Origin of the sequence: Streptomyces sp. NPDC048349 (genome assembly GCF_040651925.1) — a bacterium.
Taxonomy (GTDB): Bacteria; Actinomycetota; Actinomycetes; order Streptomycetales; family Streptomycetaceae; genus Streptomyces.
Window position 1 is genome coordinate 16641 of sequence record NZ_JBEZLA010000019.1, and the last position, 16098, is coordinate 32738.

The following is a 16098-nucleotide window of genomic DNA, read 5'->3' on the forward strand; positions in this document are numbered from 1 at the left end:
CGGTCACAGCCTGCCGATGTCGCTGCGCGGCATGCGCGGCACACGGCGGGGCGGGGTGTGGCCGGCGAGGAGGATGAGCCGGGCGGCGCGGTGGCGCTGACCGGCGTACGGGGCCAGGAGCTCCAGCATGACGGCGTCGTCGGCGTCGCGGTTGCCGGCGAGGGCGTAGCCGATGATGCCGGGCAGGTGGAGGTCGCCGGTGGTGACGGCGTCGGGGTCGCCGTTGCTGCGCTGGAGGGTCTCGGCGGAGGTCCACGGGCCGATGCCGGGGACGGCCTCCAGCCGGGCGGCCGCGGGTGCGGGCTCCATGGCGGCGGCCTCCTCCAGGCGGGGTGCCAGGCGGGCGGCCCGCACGATCGTGGCGGAGCGCTTGGCGTCGACACCGGCCTTGTGCCAGTCCCAGGACGGGATCAGGGCCCAGGTCCGGGCGGTGGGCATGACGTACAGGCCGAGGCCGTGCGGGCCGGGGGCGGGATCGCCGTACTGGCGCACCAGACGGCGCCAGGCGCGGTACGCCTCGTCGCTGGTGACCTTCTGTTCCAGGATGACCGGGATCAGGGACTCCAGGACCAGCCCCGTGCGGGTCAGGCGCAGGCCCGGGCGGCGGCGGTGGCTGGCGTGCACGAGGCGGTGGCGGGGGACGAAGGCGGCGGGGTCGTCGCCGGAGCCGAGGAGTGCGGGCAGCTGCTCGAGGAGCCAGTCGGCGCCGGGGCCCCAGGCCTCGGCGTGCACCTCCGCTCCGTGGCCGGCCACGCGGAGCGTGGCGGCGCCCGCGGGGGTCTGGCTCGTCTTCCACACCGAGCCGTCGGGGGTGGTGCGGAAGGTGGGGTCGCCGGGGCCGCGTCTGAGGGGGCCGAGGGTGAGACCGAGGTCGACGGGGCCGTCGGGCGCCCAGCGGCGGGCCCTGGCCCCGGACCCGGCGGGCCGGCCCTGCCCGGCGGGCACGGGGGCGCGGCCGCCGCGCACCGTGGTGCGGTTGAGTGGATCGAAGCGCCCGGCCATGCATCGAGCGTAGCCCGGCCCGGGGTGAAGCCCGGCCCGGGGTGAAGCCCGGCCCGGGGTGAAGCCCGGCCCGACGTGAAGCCCGGCCCGGGGTGGAGCCCGGCCCGGGGTGACGCCCGGCCCGCGGCGTGGCCCGGCCCCGCTCCCCCGCGCCTCGCTCGCCGGCGTGGGAGGCGCGGGGTTCGGGGCGGAGCCGGGAGCGGCGCCGCGCCCGTGGCCCACCCGCGCCGCCGGGGGCTACGGGCGGCCCTGGAGCTTCGCCGACGACGTGCGGGTGGCCGGGAGCTTGCCGTAGAGCTTCGCGCCCGGGCAGGCCGTGGCGAAGCCGTCGCGGTGGCCCGAGATGACGTTCATCGACACGTTCCTGCCCTTGGGGTAGAGGTTGCCCCCGCCCGAGGTCAGCGTCGTCTTCGCGCGCGGGTCTCGGCCGAAGAGACCGAGCTTCCAGGCCGTGAGGCGGGCGACTGCGTCGACCGCCGCCGCCGGCGGGGCCGTGGACGTGTAGGTGCCCAGCACGGCGACGCCCATGCTGTTCGTGTTGAAGCCCATGGTGTGTGCGCCGAGCACCGCCTTGGAGACGCCGCCCGCCCGGCCCTCGTAAACCGTTCCGCACTTGTCGACGGCGAAGTTGTAGCCGACGTCCCGCCAGCCGCTGCTGACCACGTGGTAGCGGTACAGGCTGCGCAGGACCGCCGGGGCGTCCTTGCACGCGTAGTTGTTGCCGGAGGCGCTGTGGTGGACGAAGGCCGCCTTGACCGTGCTGGTGTAGACGAAGCCCGGCTCGCGCAGGGACTCGTCCGCACCCCACCCCTTGCGGGTGACGATGCGCGGGCGCGGACCGATGTAGGGGGCGGCCGCCGCGGTCAGCTCGCCGTCGCTCGCGAAGACCGCGTCGGCGGTGGAGTCGGCCTTGTTGAGTGCGGTGATCTCGTCCGCGCCCAGCGCGGCGTGCGGGAGGTTCGCAGCGGAGGACTCGGCCATCTCCATCGTCATGCCGGGCACCGCCACCTCCCCCTTGTCGTCGCCCTCGGGGCCGCCGTTCTTGCCGTCCGACCCGGTGCCCGGGCTGTCCGCGCCCGGGTCGACGAGTTCGATCCGCAGTCCCGAGGGCAGCCGGGCGGGGGCGCGGGTGGAGGACGTGCCGGGCTCCGCCTGGACGCGGACCTCGACGCCGTCGGACTCGCCGACCCACAGCGGGGCGGTGGCGCCGCGGACCCGGCCGGAGCCGCGCTCCACCGCATCGGGGTCGGCCGCGTGCTCGCTGTTGTGGGTCTCGACGTCCTGCCAGCCGGACCAGGTCGCGGTCTTCGCGGAGCGGGTGCGCACCTGGACCTTGCCGTGCAGCTGGGTGGTGGCGTCGTCCCAGACCACGCCGACCAGCGAGAACGACGTGACCTCGCGGGCGGGCAGGCCCTGCGTCTCGGGGAGACCCGGCGAGGCGCTCATGCCGGGGACGCCCGGAATCCGGGTAGCCGCGGGGCCCAGGGGGATCAGCGGCAGCGATCGGGTGGAACCGGCGGGGGTGACGGGGGCGGACTCCGCCAGGGCCGCGGCGGGGGACGCAAGGGGCAGGGCCAGTACGGCGGCGGTGGCGACGCCGATCGAGGAAGCAAGGAATCCACGCATGAAAAGGATGGTGAGTACCCGCCCGGGCGGGCGCCATCCGAGAACTGACGGCCCGTCCGACCCGTCCGGGCGTACCCCTCCCCCGTACGGCGGATCGGCGGGCCGCCGTACGGGGGAGGGCCCCGCGTACCCTGTGCCGGGTGAACGCCACTGACCGCACCCCTGCCGACCTGCTGCGATCCGCGCTCGCCGCCGATCCGGGCCGCCCCCTCGTCACCTTCTACGACGACGCCACGGGCGAGCGCGTGGAATTGTCCGTCGCCACCTTCGCCAATTGGGTGGCCAAGACCGCCAACCTGCTCCAGGGCGACCTGGGCGCCGGGCCGGGTGACCGGCTCGCGCTGTTGCTGCCCGCGCACTGGCAGAGCGCCGTCTGGCTGCTCGCCTGCGCGTCGGTCGGGGTCGTCGCCGAGGTCGGCGGGGACCCGGCCGACGCGGACCTCGTCGTCAGCGGGCCGGACTCGCTGGACGAGGCGCGGGCCTGCCCGGGTGAGCGGGTGGCGCTGGCGCTGCGGCCGCTGGGCGGGCGGTTCCCGCAGCCGCCGGCCGGGTTCGCGGACTACGCCGTCGAGGTGCCGGGGCAGGGGGACCGGTTCGCGCCGTTCGTGCCCGTGGATCCGCAGGGGCCCGGGCTGGCGGTCGGCGGCGAGGAGCTCTCGTACGCGGAGCTGACGGCGCGGGCCCGCGAGGACGCGGCGAAGCTCGGCCTCGGCGCGGGCTCGAGGGTGCTGACCGGGCTGGGGTACGACACCTGGGAGGGCCTGTCGGCCGGGCTGTACGCGGCGCTGGTGTCGGGCGGCTCCGTAGTGCTGTGCCGGAACCTGGACCGGCTGGCGCAGGAGGCGCTGGCGCAGCGGATCGAGAGCGAGCGCGTCACCCACACCGTCTAATCGCGGCCCGCAGCAGCGTCACTCGGACTGCTTAACGGTCGGAACGGGCGATTTGTCACCCGCATGGCCCTAGACACGCCCCTGCCCCCGGGCTGCGCCTGCCGCCCGGAGGCAGGATCGGCAGTGGCCGTGCCCACCCGTACGGCTGTTGTCGGGTCGTAACGGCGAGGGGACGGACGCCAGTGACGGACAGCGCAGGCATACCCGGCGGGACCGGGACGGCCGCGGGCGGCTCGAAGCCCGCGCGCAGCCGTCGGCGCCGACTGCTGCGCGCGGCCGGTTTCGGGGCGGGATTCCTGGTCCTGGCGGGCTCGGCCACCGGCTGGTGGGTCTACAGCAAGCTCGACGGGAACATCACCGAGGACACCTCGGCGGCGGCCGAGCTGCGGCGCTACGAGCGCGAGCGCCCGGCCCACTTCGCCAACGGCGCCCAGAACATCCTGCTGATCGGCTCGGACTCCCGCTCGGGCAGGGACAACGCCCGCTACGGGCAGGACCGGGGTACCGAGCGCTCGGACACCACGATCCTGCTGCACCTGCCCGCGGACCGGCGCAGCGCGACGGCGGTGTCGATACCCCGGGACCTGATGGCGCAGATCCCCGAATGCCTGCTGGCGGACGGCAGTCGCACCCGCGAACAGCGCGCGCAGTTCAACTGGGCCTTCCAGTGGGGCGGGGCCGGCTGCACGATCCGCACGGTCGAGCGGCTCACGGGGATCCGGATCGACCACCACATGGTGATCGACTTCGGCGGTTTCAAGAAGATGGTCGACGCCATCGGCGGGGTGGAGGTCTGCCTCAAACGGCCGGTCGCCGACTCCGAGGCCAAGCTGCGGCTGCCCGCCGGGCGCCAGACGCTGCGGGGCGAGCAGGCGCTGGGCTTCGTCCGCGCCCGGTACAGCCTGGGCAACGGCAGCGATACCGAACGGATGGAGCGCCAGCAGCAGTTCCTCGGGGCGCTCGTCAAGAAGGTGCAGAGCAACGGGGTGCTGCTGAATCCGGCCCGGCTGTATCCGCTGCTGGACGCGGCGACCTCCTCGGTGACCACGGACCCGGGACTGGCCTCGCTGCGCGGCCTGTACGAACTCGTACGGGGCGTCAGGGGCATACCGCCCGACCAGGTCAAGTTCCTGACGGTCCCCCGCAAACCGTATGCGGCCGATCCGAACCGGGACGAACTGGTGGAGCCGGACGCCGCCCGGCTGTTCCAGCAGCTGCGGACGGACCAGCCGGTGACGGTCGCCCCGCCCCAGCCCGACAGCGCCCGTGCGAACGCGAACACGAACGAGCCCGCCGAGACCGAGAACACGGTCGAGCCGGGCGGGGCCTCGCCGTCGGCAACGCCGCGGGACGGGACGGGCCGCGCGGACGGGGGAACCACCAGGCCCCCCGCACCCGTCCCCACCTTTACCGGGACCACGGCGGGGATCGTCGACTGCCGGTAAAGCAATCCCAAAAGCCGGTGACCGAACCGAACGGGATGCGAGGTTCGCCCCGTTATAAGGGGAGTGGAATTTATCACCGGCATGGTTTGCAGCCGAACCTGGCGGATAAGGTGAGCGATCCGGTGCCCCGCCGGACCAGAGGCCGGGCACCAGCAGCCGGATCGTTGACCGTGCGCCCAGGGGGAGGCGCGTCGCGAGGCACCCGACGGAGGATTCGAGCAACCGTGGATGCGCAAAGCCGTGGGCGGGCCGACGAGATCGACCCCGCAGACCAGTGGGTGCTCAATCCCCGCACCGGCAACTACGAACTGCGACTGGGTGACTCCACAGCGCACCAGCAGCGGACCGGTGTGACCGCCCCGCGCAGAGCCCCCTCGGCGCCCGGCGCCCCCACGGCACCCTCCCCCGCCGTACCGAGGCCGCGGCGCGGCGACCCGCCGCCCGGCGGCCGGCGCGGCGGCCGTTCCCGCAAGGGCGGCGGTGGCGGGCGCCGCAAGAAGGCGCTGCTCGTCACCAGCGGGACGCTGGCGTTCCTGCTGGTCGGCGGCGCGGCGGCGGCGTACTTCTACTACGACCACCTGAACGGCAACCTCAGCGTCACCGACATCGCGGGCGCGGGCACCGGCGGCTTCAAGAAGGACCAGGCCATCAACATCCTGGTCATCGGCACCGACAAGCGCAGCGGTGCGGGCAACGAGGGCTACGGGGACAAGGACAGCGTCGGCCACGCCGACACCACGATCCTGTTCCACGTCGCCAAGGACCGCTCCAACGCCACCGCGCTGTCCATCCCGCGCGACCTGATCACCGACATCCCGTCCTGTCCGACGAAGCAGCCCGACGGCTCGACGAAGGAGATCAAGGGGACGAAGGGCACCCGCTTCAACAACAGCCTGGGCCAGGAGGGCCGCGACGCGGGCTGCACGATGCGCACCGTCAAGGAGCTCACCGGGATAGAGATCGACAACTTCATGATGGTCGACTTCAACGCGGTGAAGACCCTGAGCACGGCGGTCGGCGGCGTGCCCGTCTGCCTGGAGAAGGCCGTCGACGACGAGGACTCCAAGCTGAAGCTGTCGCAGGGCGAGCACCGGCTCGAGGGCGAGCAGGCCCTGGCCTTCGTACGGACCCGGCACGCCTTCGGCAACGAGAGCGACCTGGACCGGATCAAGACCCAGCAGCAGTTCCTCGGCTCGATGATGCGCGAGATGAAGTCGAAGGAAACGCTGACGAGCCCGAAGAAGTTCTTCTCGCTCGCGGAGGCGGCCACCAAGTCGCTGACCGTGGACCAGGGGCTGGGTTCCATCGACAAACTCACCGATCTCGCGGGCGAGTTGAAGGACATCGACCTCAAGAACGTCACCTTCACGACCCTCCCGGTGCTCGACAACCCGGCCGAAAAGGTCAAGGCGACCGTCGTGGTCAACCAGGCCCTGGCCGATCCGCTGCTGCAGATGATCCGGGGGGACGTCTCGCTCACGGAGGTCGAGGCGAAGGAGCAGGCCGCGAAGGAGGCGGCCGACGCGGACGCCCAGGCCAAGCAGGACGCCCTGCTCCAGGGCGCCAAGGCGCCCGCGGCGGACGTACGGGTGAACGTGTACAACGGCGGCGGCCCCAAGGGCGCGGCTTCCTCGACGCTGAAATGGCTCCAGGACACCAAGGGCGTGCCCAAGGCCAGCAATCTCGGCAACGCCCCCGCGAAGGTCGGCGCCACGCAGCTGGAGTACGCACCCAACCAGGCCGACCAGGCCAGGGCGCTGGCGGAGATGCTGGGGCTGCCGGCCACCGCGATGAAGATGGGGACGGCGGACGCCGCGGCGAAGACGCCGATGAAGCTGACGCTGGGCCCCGACTTCCAGCAGCCGGGCGCCCCGCTGGCGGCTCCCGCTCCGCAGGAGCTGCCCAAGGACGTACAGCAGGCACAGGCCGACAAGGCGGTCTGCGCCAAATAACGGGGCTTCGCCGGTCACACCGGCACTTTTTTGACCAAAAGGGATTTGAGGGGGGACGCGTGAGGCACAGCAGCGTGCGGGAGGAGGGGGCGACCGGCCGGACCGCCGACGGCATATCCGGCGGCGACGCGGACGCACCCGGCACGGCATCCCCACCAGGAGGCGGCTCCCGGGCCGCCCGGCGGGCGGCCCGCCGTCCCAGCAGGCGGGGGCGGCGGCGCGTACTGCGCTGGGTCTCCAGCGTGCTGTCCCTGCTCATACTCGGGACGGCCGCGGGCGGTTACCTCTACTACCGCCACCTCAACGACAGCATCAAGACGGACGCGCTGAACCTTGGTGAGACCAAACTGGGCGGCTCCAAGCCCAACTCCTTCGGCCAGACCCCGCTGAACATCCTGCTCATCGGCTCGGACGCGCGCAACGACGCGGAGAACCAGGCCCTCGGGGGGGCCACCGAGACCTTCGACGGCCCGCCGCTCGCGGACGTGCAGATGCTGCTGCACCTGTCCGCGGACCGCACCAACATGTCCGTGGTGTCCATGCCGCGCGACACGATCCTGATGATGCCCAAGTGCACCGAGCCGAACGGCAAGGTGCATCCCGCCAGCAAGGTCCTCGTCCAGACGAACGAGTCGATCCAGCGCGGCGGACCGGGCTGCACGGTGGCCGCCTGGACCGAGCTGACCAAGATCCCCATCGATCACTTCATGATGATCGACTTCAAGGGCGTGGTCCGCATGGCGGACGCCATCGGCGGCGTCCCGGTCTGCGTCGAGCAGAACGTCCACTCCCGCACCCGCGACGGCAAGGGCTCCGGCCTGAAGCTGACGAAGGGCGAGAACGTCATCCAGGGCGAGACGGCCCTGCAGTGGCTGCGCACCCGCTACGGGTTCGAGGACGGAACCGACATCGCCCGCACCCACGCCCAGCACATGTACATGAACTCGATGGCCCGCGAGTTCCGCAAGAACGCCAAGCTCACCAACCCGGTGAAGATGAACAGCCTGGCGCAGGCCGCGATCGAGGCCATGGTGGTGGACAGCGGCCTGAACAAGATCGACAAGCTGTACGACCTCAGCATGGAGCTCAAGAAGGTCTCGCCGGGGCGGATCACCATGACCACCATGCCGTGGGTCTACAGCACGCGGCCCGGCATGGACGGGCGGGTCGAGCCGCTGCCGGGCGAGGCCGAGGCCCTGTTCCGCATGATCCGTGAGGACATCGCGCTGGACGGGAAGGGCTCGGGGACCCCGGAGGGCGGGGCCTCCCCCTCGCCGGGCGCCTCCGCGCCCGCCGGCGCACCGGCCCAGCCGAGCACGGCCCCCAGCACGGCCCCGGGCACCGCCCCGGCCTCGGTGCCCGCGAAGACCGCGGTCTCCGTCCGCAACGCCACCGGAGGCAAGGACGGATCCGAGGCCAGGGTCAAGCTCCGCGCGAACGACGTGGCCGCGCTGCTGAAGGGCAAGGGCTTCACCAAGGCCACCGCCGACACCCAGACGGGGGCCGAGGACGCCACGGTGGTCCGCTTCGCCACCGACGCCGAGGCGGCCGACGCCGCCGCCGTGGCCACCGCGCTCGGCCTGCCGGCCACCGCGGTCCAGAAATCCGGCGAGGTCCCCGGCATCGTCCTGTTCGTCGGAAAGGACTGGCGGACCGGCAGCGCGCCGACCCCGCCGCCGCCCGCCCCGACCGTGGCGCCGACCTCCGCCCACGCGCTCAACGGCGACAACGACAAGGCCTGCATGCAGATCCAGGAAGGCTTCACCTGGTAGCGCGTACGCAGGAGGGGCCCGGGGCGGCGGCTGTTCGGTTCACGGCCGCCGCCCCGGGCCCCTTCGTCGTGGCTCAGACCTGCGAGGGGTCCCGGCGCACGGCCGGGCGGCGGGTCGCGATGAGCTTGTTCGCGAGCGAGCGCGGGCTCGTCAGGAAGCCGTAGCCCCAGCACAGGTGCATGGTCGCCAGGGCCAGCGGGATCTGCGCCCGGGCCTTGAGCGAGCGGCCCCTGCCGGCCGGCACGGAGCCCACGGCGATCGCCGCGAGGTAGCCGGCCGGGACGGCGAAGCCGAGCGGGGTGACGGCCGCACCCACGACCACGCCCGCCGCGATCGCGCAGAGCAGGGTCGGCGGGGCCAGGTAGCGCAGGTTGATGGAGCCGGCGTGGTACCGGGCCACCACGTGGCGCCAGCGCCCGTAGTCCTTGTACTGCTTGGCCAGGGCCCGGACGGAACGCCGCGGGCGGTACTGGACCTTCAGCTCCGGCGAGAACCAGACCAGTCCGCCGGCCTCGCGGATGCGGAAGTTCAGCTCCCAGTCCTGGGCGCGGATGAACTCCTCGTTGTAGCCGCCCTGCTGCTCCAGCGCTTCCCGGCGGAAGACACCGAGGTACACGGTCTCGGCCGGACCCGCCGTGCCGCCCGTGTGGAACGGTGCGTTGCCGACGCCGATCTTCGAGGTCATCGCGGCGGCGACGGCCTCTTCCCAGGCGTTCTGGCCCTCGGCGTGCATGATGCCGCCGACGTTCTGCGCACCGGTCTCCTCCAGGAGGCGCACGGCGGTGGTGATGTAGTTCGGCGAGAGCATGCCGTGGCCGTCGACGCGTACCACGATCGGGTGACGGGAGGCCTTGATGGCGGCGTTGAGGGCGGCCGGGGTCCGGCCCGTGGGGTTCGGAACGGTGTGGACTCGGGAATCCTCGGCGACGAGCTCTGCGGCGATCTCATCGGTGCGGTCCGTGGACGGCCCCAGCGCGATCACCACCTCCATCTCGCCCGCGTACTCCTGTTCCAGGATGTGGCGGACGGAGTCGCGGAGGTAGTGCTCCTCGTTGAGCACCGGCATGATCACCGAGACTGCGGGCTGCTGGGCGGGCATGTGGTCCTTCACGGTCGGGTATCGGTGTCACGTTACCGCGTACGGGGGAACCGGGTGCGCGCCGAGTGAGCGGTACGGACAGAGGCTGATCGTATGGGCCTACGGTTCCTACGCATCAGATCCAGGCCGATCGTCTCCCCTGCTGTCCCCGCGGAGGTGTCCCCCGTGCCCCAGCCGCACCGTCCCACCCGTCCCGCCAGGCCGCCCCAGCCGCAGCGCGCACGGCGCGGCGGTTCGGGAGGCGGTCCGGCCCGGCACCGGGGCGACAGACCCCGGTGGGGGGTGCGGATCGCCGCCGGGCTGTCGGTGGCGGTGCTGGGCTGCGGGGCCGTCGGACACGCCGTGATGACCGGCCTGGACACCGGGATCGAGCGGGTGGACCCCTTCAAGGACATGAAGAACCGCCCGCAGTCCGGCCACGGGCTGAACTTCCTGCTGGTCGGCACCGACGGCCGGGAGAAGATCACTCCGGAGGAGAAGCGCGAGTACCGCCTGGGCGGGGCGCCGTGCCACTGCACCGACACCATCATGCTCGTGCACCTGTCGGCGGACCGGGAGCGGGCCAGCGTCATCAGCCTGCCCCGCGACAGCTACGCGGAGGTGCCCGCTCACCACGACCTCGTCACCGGAAAGGCGCACAAGGCGCACCCGGTGAGGCTGAACGCCGCGTACGCGGAGGGCGGCCCCAACCTGACCGTGCGGACGGTCGAGAACATGACCCGGGTGAAGATCGACCACTACCTGGAGGTCGACTTCACCAGCTTCATGAAGACGGTCGACGCCGTCGGCGGGGTGGACATCTGCACCGCCAAGACCATGCGCGACCCGAACACCGGCCTCGACCTGCTGCCCGGCACCCACCGCCTGACCGGCGGACAGGCCCTGCAGTACGTGCGCTCGCGCCATGTCGACGGGGCCTCCGACCTCGGCCGGATGCAGCGCCAGCAGCGGTTCCTCGCCGCCCTGATCAAGCAGGCCACCAACGGCGGGGTGCTGCTCAACCCGGTCAAGTTCAAGCAGGTCAGCTCCACGCTGCTGGGCTCGGTCCGGGCCGACCGGGGCTTCGGCTCGGAGCAGATGCTCGCCCTCGGCCAGGCCATGCGCGACTTCACCCCCTCCTCCTCGGAGTTCGCCTCCGTGCCCGTCGGCGACCCGTCCTTCCGGGTCAAGAGCATCGGCTCCACCGTGAAGTGGGACGAGCCCAAGGCCGCCAAGCTCTTCGAGGCGCTCCGGCACGACCGGCCGCTGGCCCCGGTCCGCCCCGGGGACTCCGGCAGCCGGATCGCGGCCGTGCCGGTGGACGTGCCGCCGAAGCAGGTCCGGGTCCAGGTGGAGAACGGGACCCGGATCGACGGGCTGGGCGGCCGGGTGGACGCGGCCCTGCGCGCCACCGGATTCGACACCACCGGGGCCCCCGGCAACGGCGCCGGCCGCGACGTCCGGCGCACCGTGATCACGTACGACCCCCGCTGGGACCGCTCCGCCCGCTCGGTGGCGGCCGCGCTGCCCGGCAGCGAGCTGCGGGCGGTGGCGCGCCAGGGCCGGACGGTGGTGGTGATCGCGGGCTCGGACTACCGCAAGGTGGTGCCGGTGCGGGCGGAGGACCCGTACCAGGGCACCTCCGGGGTGCTCACGGGCGACGAGGTGACCTGCGCACCCTGAGCCGGGCCGCGGGCCGGAGGCAACCGGCCGGCGCGCGGGTCAGTCGTCGAAGCCCTGGGCGGCCCGCTCCTCGCGCAGGGCCATGATCGCCTGGCGGCGCGCGAGCCGGTGCGTGCGGCGGATCTGGGCCTCCTGGTAGCGCCGCTCGTCCTGCTCGGTCTCGGGGAGGACGGGCGGGACCCGGCGGGGCTTGCCCTCGGCGTCCACGGCCGCGAAGACGAGGTAGGCGCTGCCGACCTGGGTGGCGGGGGTGGACTCGTTCCACCGCTCCGCGAGGACCCGTACGCCGATCTCCATGGAGGAGCGGCCCGTCCAGTTGCACTGGGCCTTCACGTGCACGAGGTCGCCGACCCGTACGGGGGCGAGGAAGGCCATCTCGTCCATGGACGCGGTGACCGCGGGGCCGCCGGAGTGGCGCCCGGCCACGGCCCCGGCCGCGTCGTCCACCAGCTTCATGATCACGCCGCCGTGCACCGTGCCGAGGAGATTGGTGTCGTTGGCCGTCATGATGTGGCTGAGGGTCGTACGGGAGGCCGCGGTCGGCTTCCCGGGCAGCTCGCCCGGTATCTCTGTCATACGGACACCTTAGATGCGGTGCGCAGGCATCAGCTCTGCAACAGGAACGGAACGGACTCCACCCCGGGCTGTCGGACGACGCGCCCGGGCAGGCATCCTTGGGCGCATGAATGACTGGCCTGAAGGTCGTGAGGACGGGTACGGGCGCGGCAGCGCGGGAGCGCAGCCCGAGGGCGCGCAGCGGATGCGGCACGTCCAGCGCCCGCCCCGGCAGCAGCCGCCGCGGCCGGCGGTACCGCCGCCCGCCCGGCGCCCCGGACCGCCCTCGCCCGCCCCCTCGGTGCCCCCGCAGCAGGCGCAGGGCCACGACACGTACGGCGGCTACGACAGCGGCTACAACACGGGCCAGGTCTACGGGTCGCCCGCGGGCCCCGGCGGGCCCGCTCAGCCGCCCTCGGGGCCCGGCCGCCCCGGGCGGGCGCCCGGACCGGCGCCGGACTGGCGCAAGCGGATCAAGGTCGGCTCGATCGTGCTGGTCTCCGCGCTGGTGGTGACGACGGTCTCCACGTACTTCTGGGCGGACTCCAAGGTGCGCCGGGAGGTGGACCTGTCCAAGGTGATCGAGCGCCCGAAGGAGGGCGACTGCACCACGTACCTGATCGTGGGCTCCGACAGCCGCGAGGGCATGTCCGACGAGGAGAAGAAGAAGCTCCACACGGGCTCGGCCGAGGGCAAGCGGACCGACTCGATGATGATCCTGGCGAAGTGCTCCAGCGGGAACACCATGATCTCGCTGCCGCGCGACTCGGACGTGGAGATCCCGTCCTTCGTGGGCTCCCAGTCGGGCAAGAAGTTCCCCGCGCAGGGGCGGCGGGTCAAGCTCAACGCGGCGTACGCGGAGGACGGGCCCGAGCTGCTCGTGCGGACGGTGGAGCACAACACCGGCCTGCGGATCGACCACTACGCGGAGATCGGCTTCGCCGGCTTCGCGAACATCGTGGACGCGCTGGGCGGGGTGGAGCTGGACATCGAGCAGGGCTTCAAGGACGAGAAGTCCGGTGCCGACTTCCAGGCGGGCAGGCAGACCCTGAACGGCGAGCAGTCGCTGGCCTTCGTGCGGACCCGGTACGCCTTCGCGGAGTCGGACCTGCAGCGGACGAAGAACCAGCAGAAGTTCCTGGCGGCGCTCGCGAGCCAGGCGGCGACCCCCACCACGGTCCTCAACCCGTTCGAGCTCTACCCGCTGCTGGGCGCGGGCCTGGACACGCTGATCGTGGACAAGGACATGGGCCTGTACGACATGGGCCAGATGTTCTTCGCGATGAAGGGCGTCAACGGCGGTGACGGCGTCTCGATGAACATGCCGATCTCGGGGCAGCGCGGCGGCAACCTGGTCTGGGACAAGGCCAAGGTGCAGCAGCTGGTCAAGCAGATCCAGAACGACGAGAAGGTCACCGTCCGCGGCAACTGACGGCGCCGGGCCGCCTCCGCCGACCGGGCGGGGCGGCCGGCAGCCGCCCCGGCTCGGGCGTTCCGCCCCGACTCGGGAGTTGGGCCCCGGCTCGGGCGTTCCGCCCCGGCTCAGGCGTCCGGGGAGAAGCGGATGGCGGCGTCGGGCAGCTGCGCCCCGCACCACACCCGGGCGCCCGCGCGGAGCTCGTTGTCGGCCCCCACGACGGCGTCGTCGCCGATGACGGCGCCGTCCAGCACGGTCCGCTCGCCCACCGTGGCGCGCGCGCCGATCAGCCCGGCGCTCACCTGTGCGTCGGCGCCGATGACGGCGCCCTCCAGGACGATGGAGCCCTGGACGACCGCCCCCGCCTCGATCCGGGCGCCGGCGCCCACGACCGTGCCGCCGGACAGTTTGGCCCCGGCCGCCACGTGGGCGCCGGGCAGGACGAGGGACTCGCCGCGCCGGCCGGGGACGGCCGGGGAGGAGACCACGCCGCGGACCAGGTCGGCGGATGCCTGGACGATGGCCTCGGGCTTGCCCAGGTCCATCCAGTAGGTGTTCTCGGTGACCCCGTGCAGCGTGGCGCCGGACGCCAGCAGGCCGGGGAAGGTCTCGCGCTCGACCGAGACCGGGCGGCCCGCCGGGATGGAGTCGATCACGCTGCGGCGGAAGACGTAGCAGCCGGCGTTGATCTGGTCGGTGATGATCTCTTCGGGGGTCTGTGGCTTCTCGGTGAAGGCCAGCACCCGCCCCTCGGAGTCCGTGGGGACCAGGCCGAAGGCACGCGGGTCCTCGACCTGGACCAGGTGCAGGGAGACGTCCGCGTCCACGGTTGTGTGGGATGCGACGAGTCCGGCGATGTCCAGGCCCGTGAGGATGTCCCCGTTGAAGACGAGGACGGCCGAGTCCGGGCCGCCGGTGAGCAGCCGGGCGGCGTTGCGGATGGCTCCGCCGGTGCCGAGCGGCTCGTCCTCGACGACGTACTCCAGGTGGACGCCGAACTCGGATCCGTCGCCGAAGTAGGGCTCGAAGACCTCGGCGAGGTAGCAGGTGGCCATCACGATGTGCGTGACACCGGCGGCCGCGGCGCGGGCTATCTGGTGGGCGAGGAAGGGCACGCCTGCGGTGGGGACCATCGGCTTCGGCGTGTTCACCGTCACGGGACGCAGCCGCGTCCCCTGTCCGCCGACCAGCAGGATCGCTTCCGTCATTGCGTTCTCCCCAACCGACTCCGGCGTACGAAGGTCCAAATTTAGCCCATCCGAGTGGCCCCGAAGGGCCTGAGGTGGCGCAACGCGCCCGTGCGCCCACCCGTACGGCCGTAGTGCCCGGCGTGTCCCCAAATGACCTGGCCGCGCGGGCGTTCCCGCTCCGGCGGAACGGTGCCCGCGGCGACGCGCACGGCCCCCGGCAGCCTGCCGGGGGCCGTGCGCGTCGCGTCGTGTTCCTGCCGGTCGGGCGCGCTACGGCAGGTTGCGCGCCATGACGATCCGCTGGACCTGGTTGGTGCCCTCGTAGATCTGGGTGATCTTGGCGTCGCGCATCATGCGCTCCACCGGGTAGTCGCGGGTGTAGCCGTAGCCGCCGAGGAGCTGGACGGCGTCCGTGGTGACCTCCATGGCCACGTCGGAGGCGAAGCACTTGGCCGCGGCGCCGAAGAAGGTCAGGTCGGCGTCGGTGCGCTCGGACTTCGCGGCGGCCGCGTACGTCAGCTGGCGGGCGGCCTCGATCTTCATGGCCATGTCCGCGAGCATGAACTGCACGCCCTGGAAGTCGCCGATCGGCTTGCCGAACTGCTTGCGCTCCTGGACGTAGCCCTTGGCGTAGTCCAGGGCGCCCTGCGCGATGCCGAGCGCCTGGGCGGCGATCGTGATGCGGGTGTGGTCGAGGGTCTTCATCGCGGTGGCGAATCCGGTGCCCTCGGCGCCGATCATGCGGTCGGCCGGGATGCGGACGTTGTCGAGGTAGACCTCGCGCGTCGGGGAGCCCTTGATGCCGAGCTTCTTCTCGGGCGCGCCGAAGGAGACGCCCTCGTCCGACTTCTCGACCACGAAGGCGGAGATGCCCTTGGAGCGCTTCTCCGGGTCGGTGACGGCCATGACCGTGTAGTACTCGGAGACGCCCGCGTTGGTGATCCAGCGCTTGACGCCGTTCAGCACCCAGAAGTCGCCGTCGCGGACCGCGCGGGTCTTCATGCCGGCCGCGTCGGAGCCCGCGTCCGGCTCGGAGAGCGCGTACGAGAACATCGCGTCGCCCTTGGCGAGGGGGCCGAGGTACTTGGCCTTGAGCTCCTCGGAGCCGGAGAGGATCACCGGGAGCGAGCCGAGCTTGTTGACCGCGGGGATGAGGGAGGAGGAGGCGCAGACGCGGGCCACTTCCTCGATCACGATCACGGTGGCGAGGGCGTCGGCGCCCGCGCCGCCGTAGGTCTCGGGCACGTGCACGGCGTGCAGGTCGCTGGCGACCAGCGCGTCCAGGGCCTCCTGCGGGAAGCGGGACTCCTCGTCGACCGCGGCGGCGAACGGCAGGATCTTCGCCTCGGCGAGCGAGCGGACCGACTCGCGGAGCATGTCGTGCTCCTCGGCCGGGCGGTACAGGTCGAAGTCGGCAGAACCCGCCAAGATCTCTCACTCCCCAGGGTGATGCGTGATGCTAACTACCGTTAAGTAACGCCAGCCTAG

General features: G+C 72.5%; 12 protein-coding genes. 6 read left to right on the top strand and 6 right to left on the bottom strand.

Features of this window, described 5'->3' with window-relative positions:
* Positions 1-3: 3 nt before the first annotated feature.
* Positions 4-1002, bottom strand: a complete 999-nt coding sequence (locus tag AB0D44_RS13195; RefSeq protein ID WP_362588899.1) for a DNA-3-methyladenine glycosylase 2 family protein — start codon at positions 1000-1002, stop codon at positions 4-6.
* A gap of 237 nt (positions 1003-1239) precedes the next feature.
* Complete coding sequence (locus AB0D44_RS13200) at positions 1240-2628, bottom strand: peptidoglycan recognition protein (RefSeq protein ID WP_362588901.1); 1389 nt, start codon at positions 2626-2628, stop codon at positions 1240-1242.
* Between the two features lie 140 nt (positions 2629-2768).
* Between AB0D44_RS13200 and AB0D44_RS13205 the strand changes: the two genes are divergently transcribed.
* From AB0D44_RS13205 to AB0D44_RS13220, 4 genes are all read left to right on the top strand, one after another.
* On the top strand, positions 2769-3518 hold the full coding sequence (locus AB0D44_RS13205; protein ID WP_362588904.1) for a TIGR03089 family protein: 750 nt from the start codon (positions 2769-2771) through the stop codon (positions 3516-3518).
* A gap of 182 nt (positions 3519-3700) precedes the next feature.
* Positions 3701-4963 (top strand): LCP family protein, encoded by a 1263-nt coding sequence (locus AB0D44_RS13210; RefSeq protein ID WP_362588907.1) that lies wholly within the window; start codon positions 3701-3703, stop codon positions 4961-4963.
* A 224-nt stretch (positions 4964-5187) separates the two neighbouring features.
* Positions 5188-6915, top strand: a complete 1728-nt coding sequence (locus tag AB0D44_RS13215; RefSeq protein ID WP_362588910.1) for an LCP family protein — start codon at positions 5188-5190, stop codon at positions 6913-6915.
* Between the two features lie 59 nt (positions 6916-6974).
* A complete protein-coding gene (locus tag AB0D44_RS13220) occupies positions 6975-8687 on the top strand; it encodes an LCP family protein (RefSeq protein WP_362588913.1) in 1713 nt (570 codons plus the stop codon).
* Positions 8688-8760: 73 nt separating this feature from the next.
* Here the strand turns inward: AB0D44_RS13220 and AB0D44_RS13225 are convergent, their stop codons facing one another.
* Positions 8761-9786, bottom strand: a complete 1026-nt coding sequence (locus tag AB0D44_RS13225) for a glycosyltransferase family 2 protein (protein ID WP_362588916.1) — start codon at positions 9784-9786, stop codon at positions 8761-8763.
* Between the two features lie 282 nt (positions 9787-10068).
* Here AB0D44_RS13225 and AB0D44_RS13230 point away from each other — a divergent pair, with 282 nt between their 5' ends.
* Positions 10069-11448, top strand: coding sequence for an LCP family protein (locus AB0D44_RS13230; RefSeq protein ID WP_362588918.1), 1380 nt, complete (start codon positions 10069-10071; stop codon positions 11446-11448).
* 39 nt (positions 11449-11487) lie between these two features.
* On the opposite strand, the gene AB0D44_RS13235 is transcribed toward AB0D44_RS13230, so the two are convergent.
* Entirely contained in the window at positions 11488-12024 is a 537-nt protein-coding gene (locus AB0D44_RS13235; RefSeq protein ID WP_362588921.1) for an acyl-CoA thioesterase, read from the bottom strand.
* A 106-nt stretch (positions 12025-12130) separates the two neighbouring features.
* Between AB0D44_RS13235 and AB0D44_RS13240 the strand changes: the two genes are divergently transcribed.
* Positions 12131-13435: an LCP family protein gene (locus tag AB0D44_RS13240; RefSeq protein ID WP_362588924.1), complete on the top strand. Its 1305-nt coding sequence runs from the start codon at positions 12131-12133 to the stop codon at positions 13433-13435.
* Positions 13436-13545: 110 nt separating this feature from the next.
* Here AB0D44_RS13240 and AB0D44_RS13245 read toward each other — a convergent pair whose 3' ends face one another.
* Together AB0D44_RS13245 and AB0D44_RS13250 are read right to left on the bottom strand one after the other, a co-directional pair.
* Entirely contained in the window at positions 13546-14628 is a 1083-nt protein-coding gene (locus tag AB0D44_RS13245; protein ID WP_362588927.1) for an NDP-sugar synthase, read from the bottom strand.
* Between the two features lie 252 nt (positions 14629-14880).
* Positions 14881-16038 (bottom strand): acyl-CoA dehydrogenase family protein, encoded by a 1158-nt coding sequence (locus tag AB0D44_RS13250; protein WP_362588930.1) that lies wholly within the window; start codon positions 16036-16038, stop codon positions 14881-14883.
* Positions 16039-16098 lie beyond the last annotated feature (60 nt).

Bases quoted from the DNA above. Each gene is read 5' to 3' on its own strand.
- AB0D44_RS13225 (WP_362588916.1), bottom strand. From the start codon at position 9,786: ATGCCCGCCCAGCAGCCCGCAGTCTCGGTGATCATGCCGGTGCTCAAC.
- AB0D44_RS13200 (WP_362588901.1), bottom strand. From the start codon at position 2,628: ATGCGTGGATTCCTTGCTTCCTCGATCGGCGTCGCCACCGCCGCCGTA.
- AB0D44_RS13195 (WP_362588899.1), bottom strand. From the start codon at position 1,002: ATGGCCGGGCGCTTCGATCCACTCAACCGCACCACGGTGCGCGGCGGC.
- AB0D44_RS13240 (WP_362588924.1), top strand. From the start codon at position 12,131: ATGAATGACTGGCCTGAAGGTCGTGAGGACGGGTACGGGCGCGGCAGC.
- AB0D44_RS13235 (WP_362588921.1), bottom strand. From the start codon at position 12,024: ATGACAGAGATACCGGGCGAGCTGCCCGGGAAGCCGACCGCGGCCTCC.
- AB0D44_RS13245 (WP_362588927.1), bottom strand. From the start codon at position 14,628: ATGACGGAAGCGATCCTGCTGGTCGGCGGACAGGGGACGCGGCTGCGT.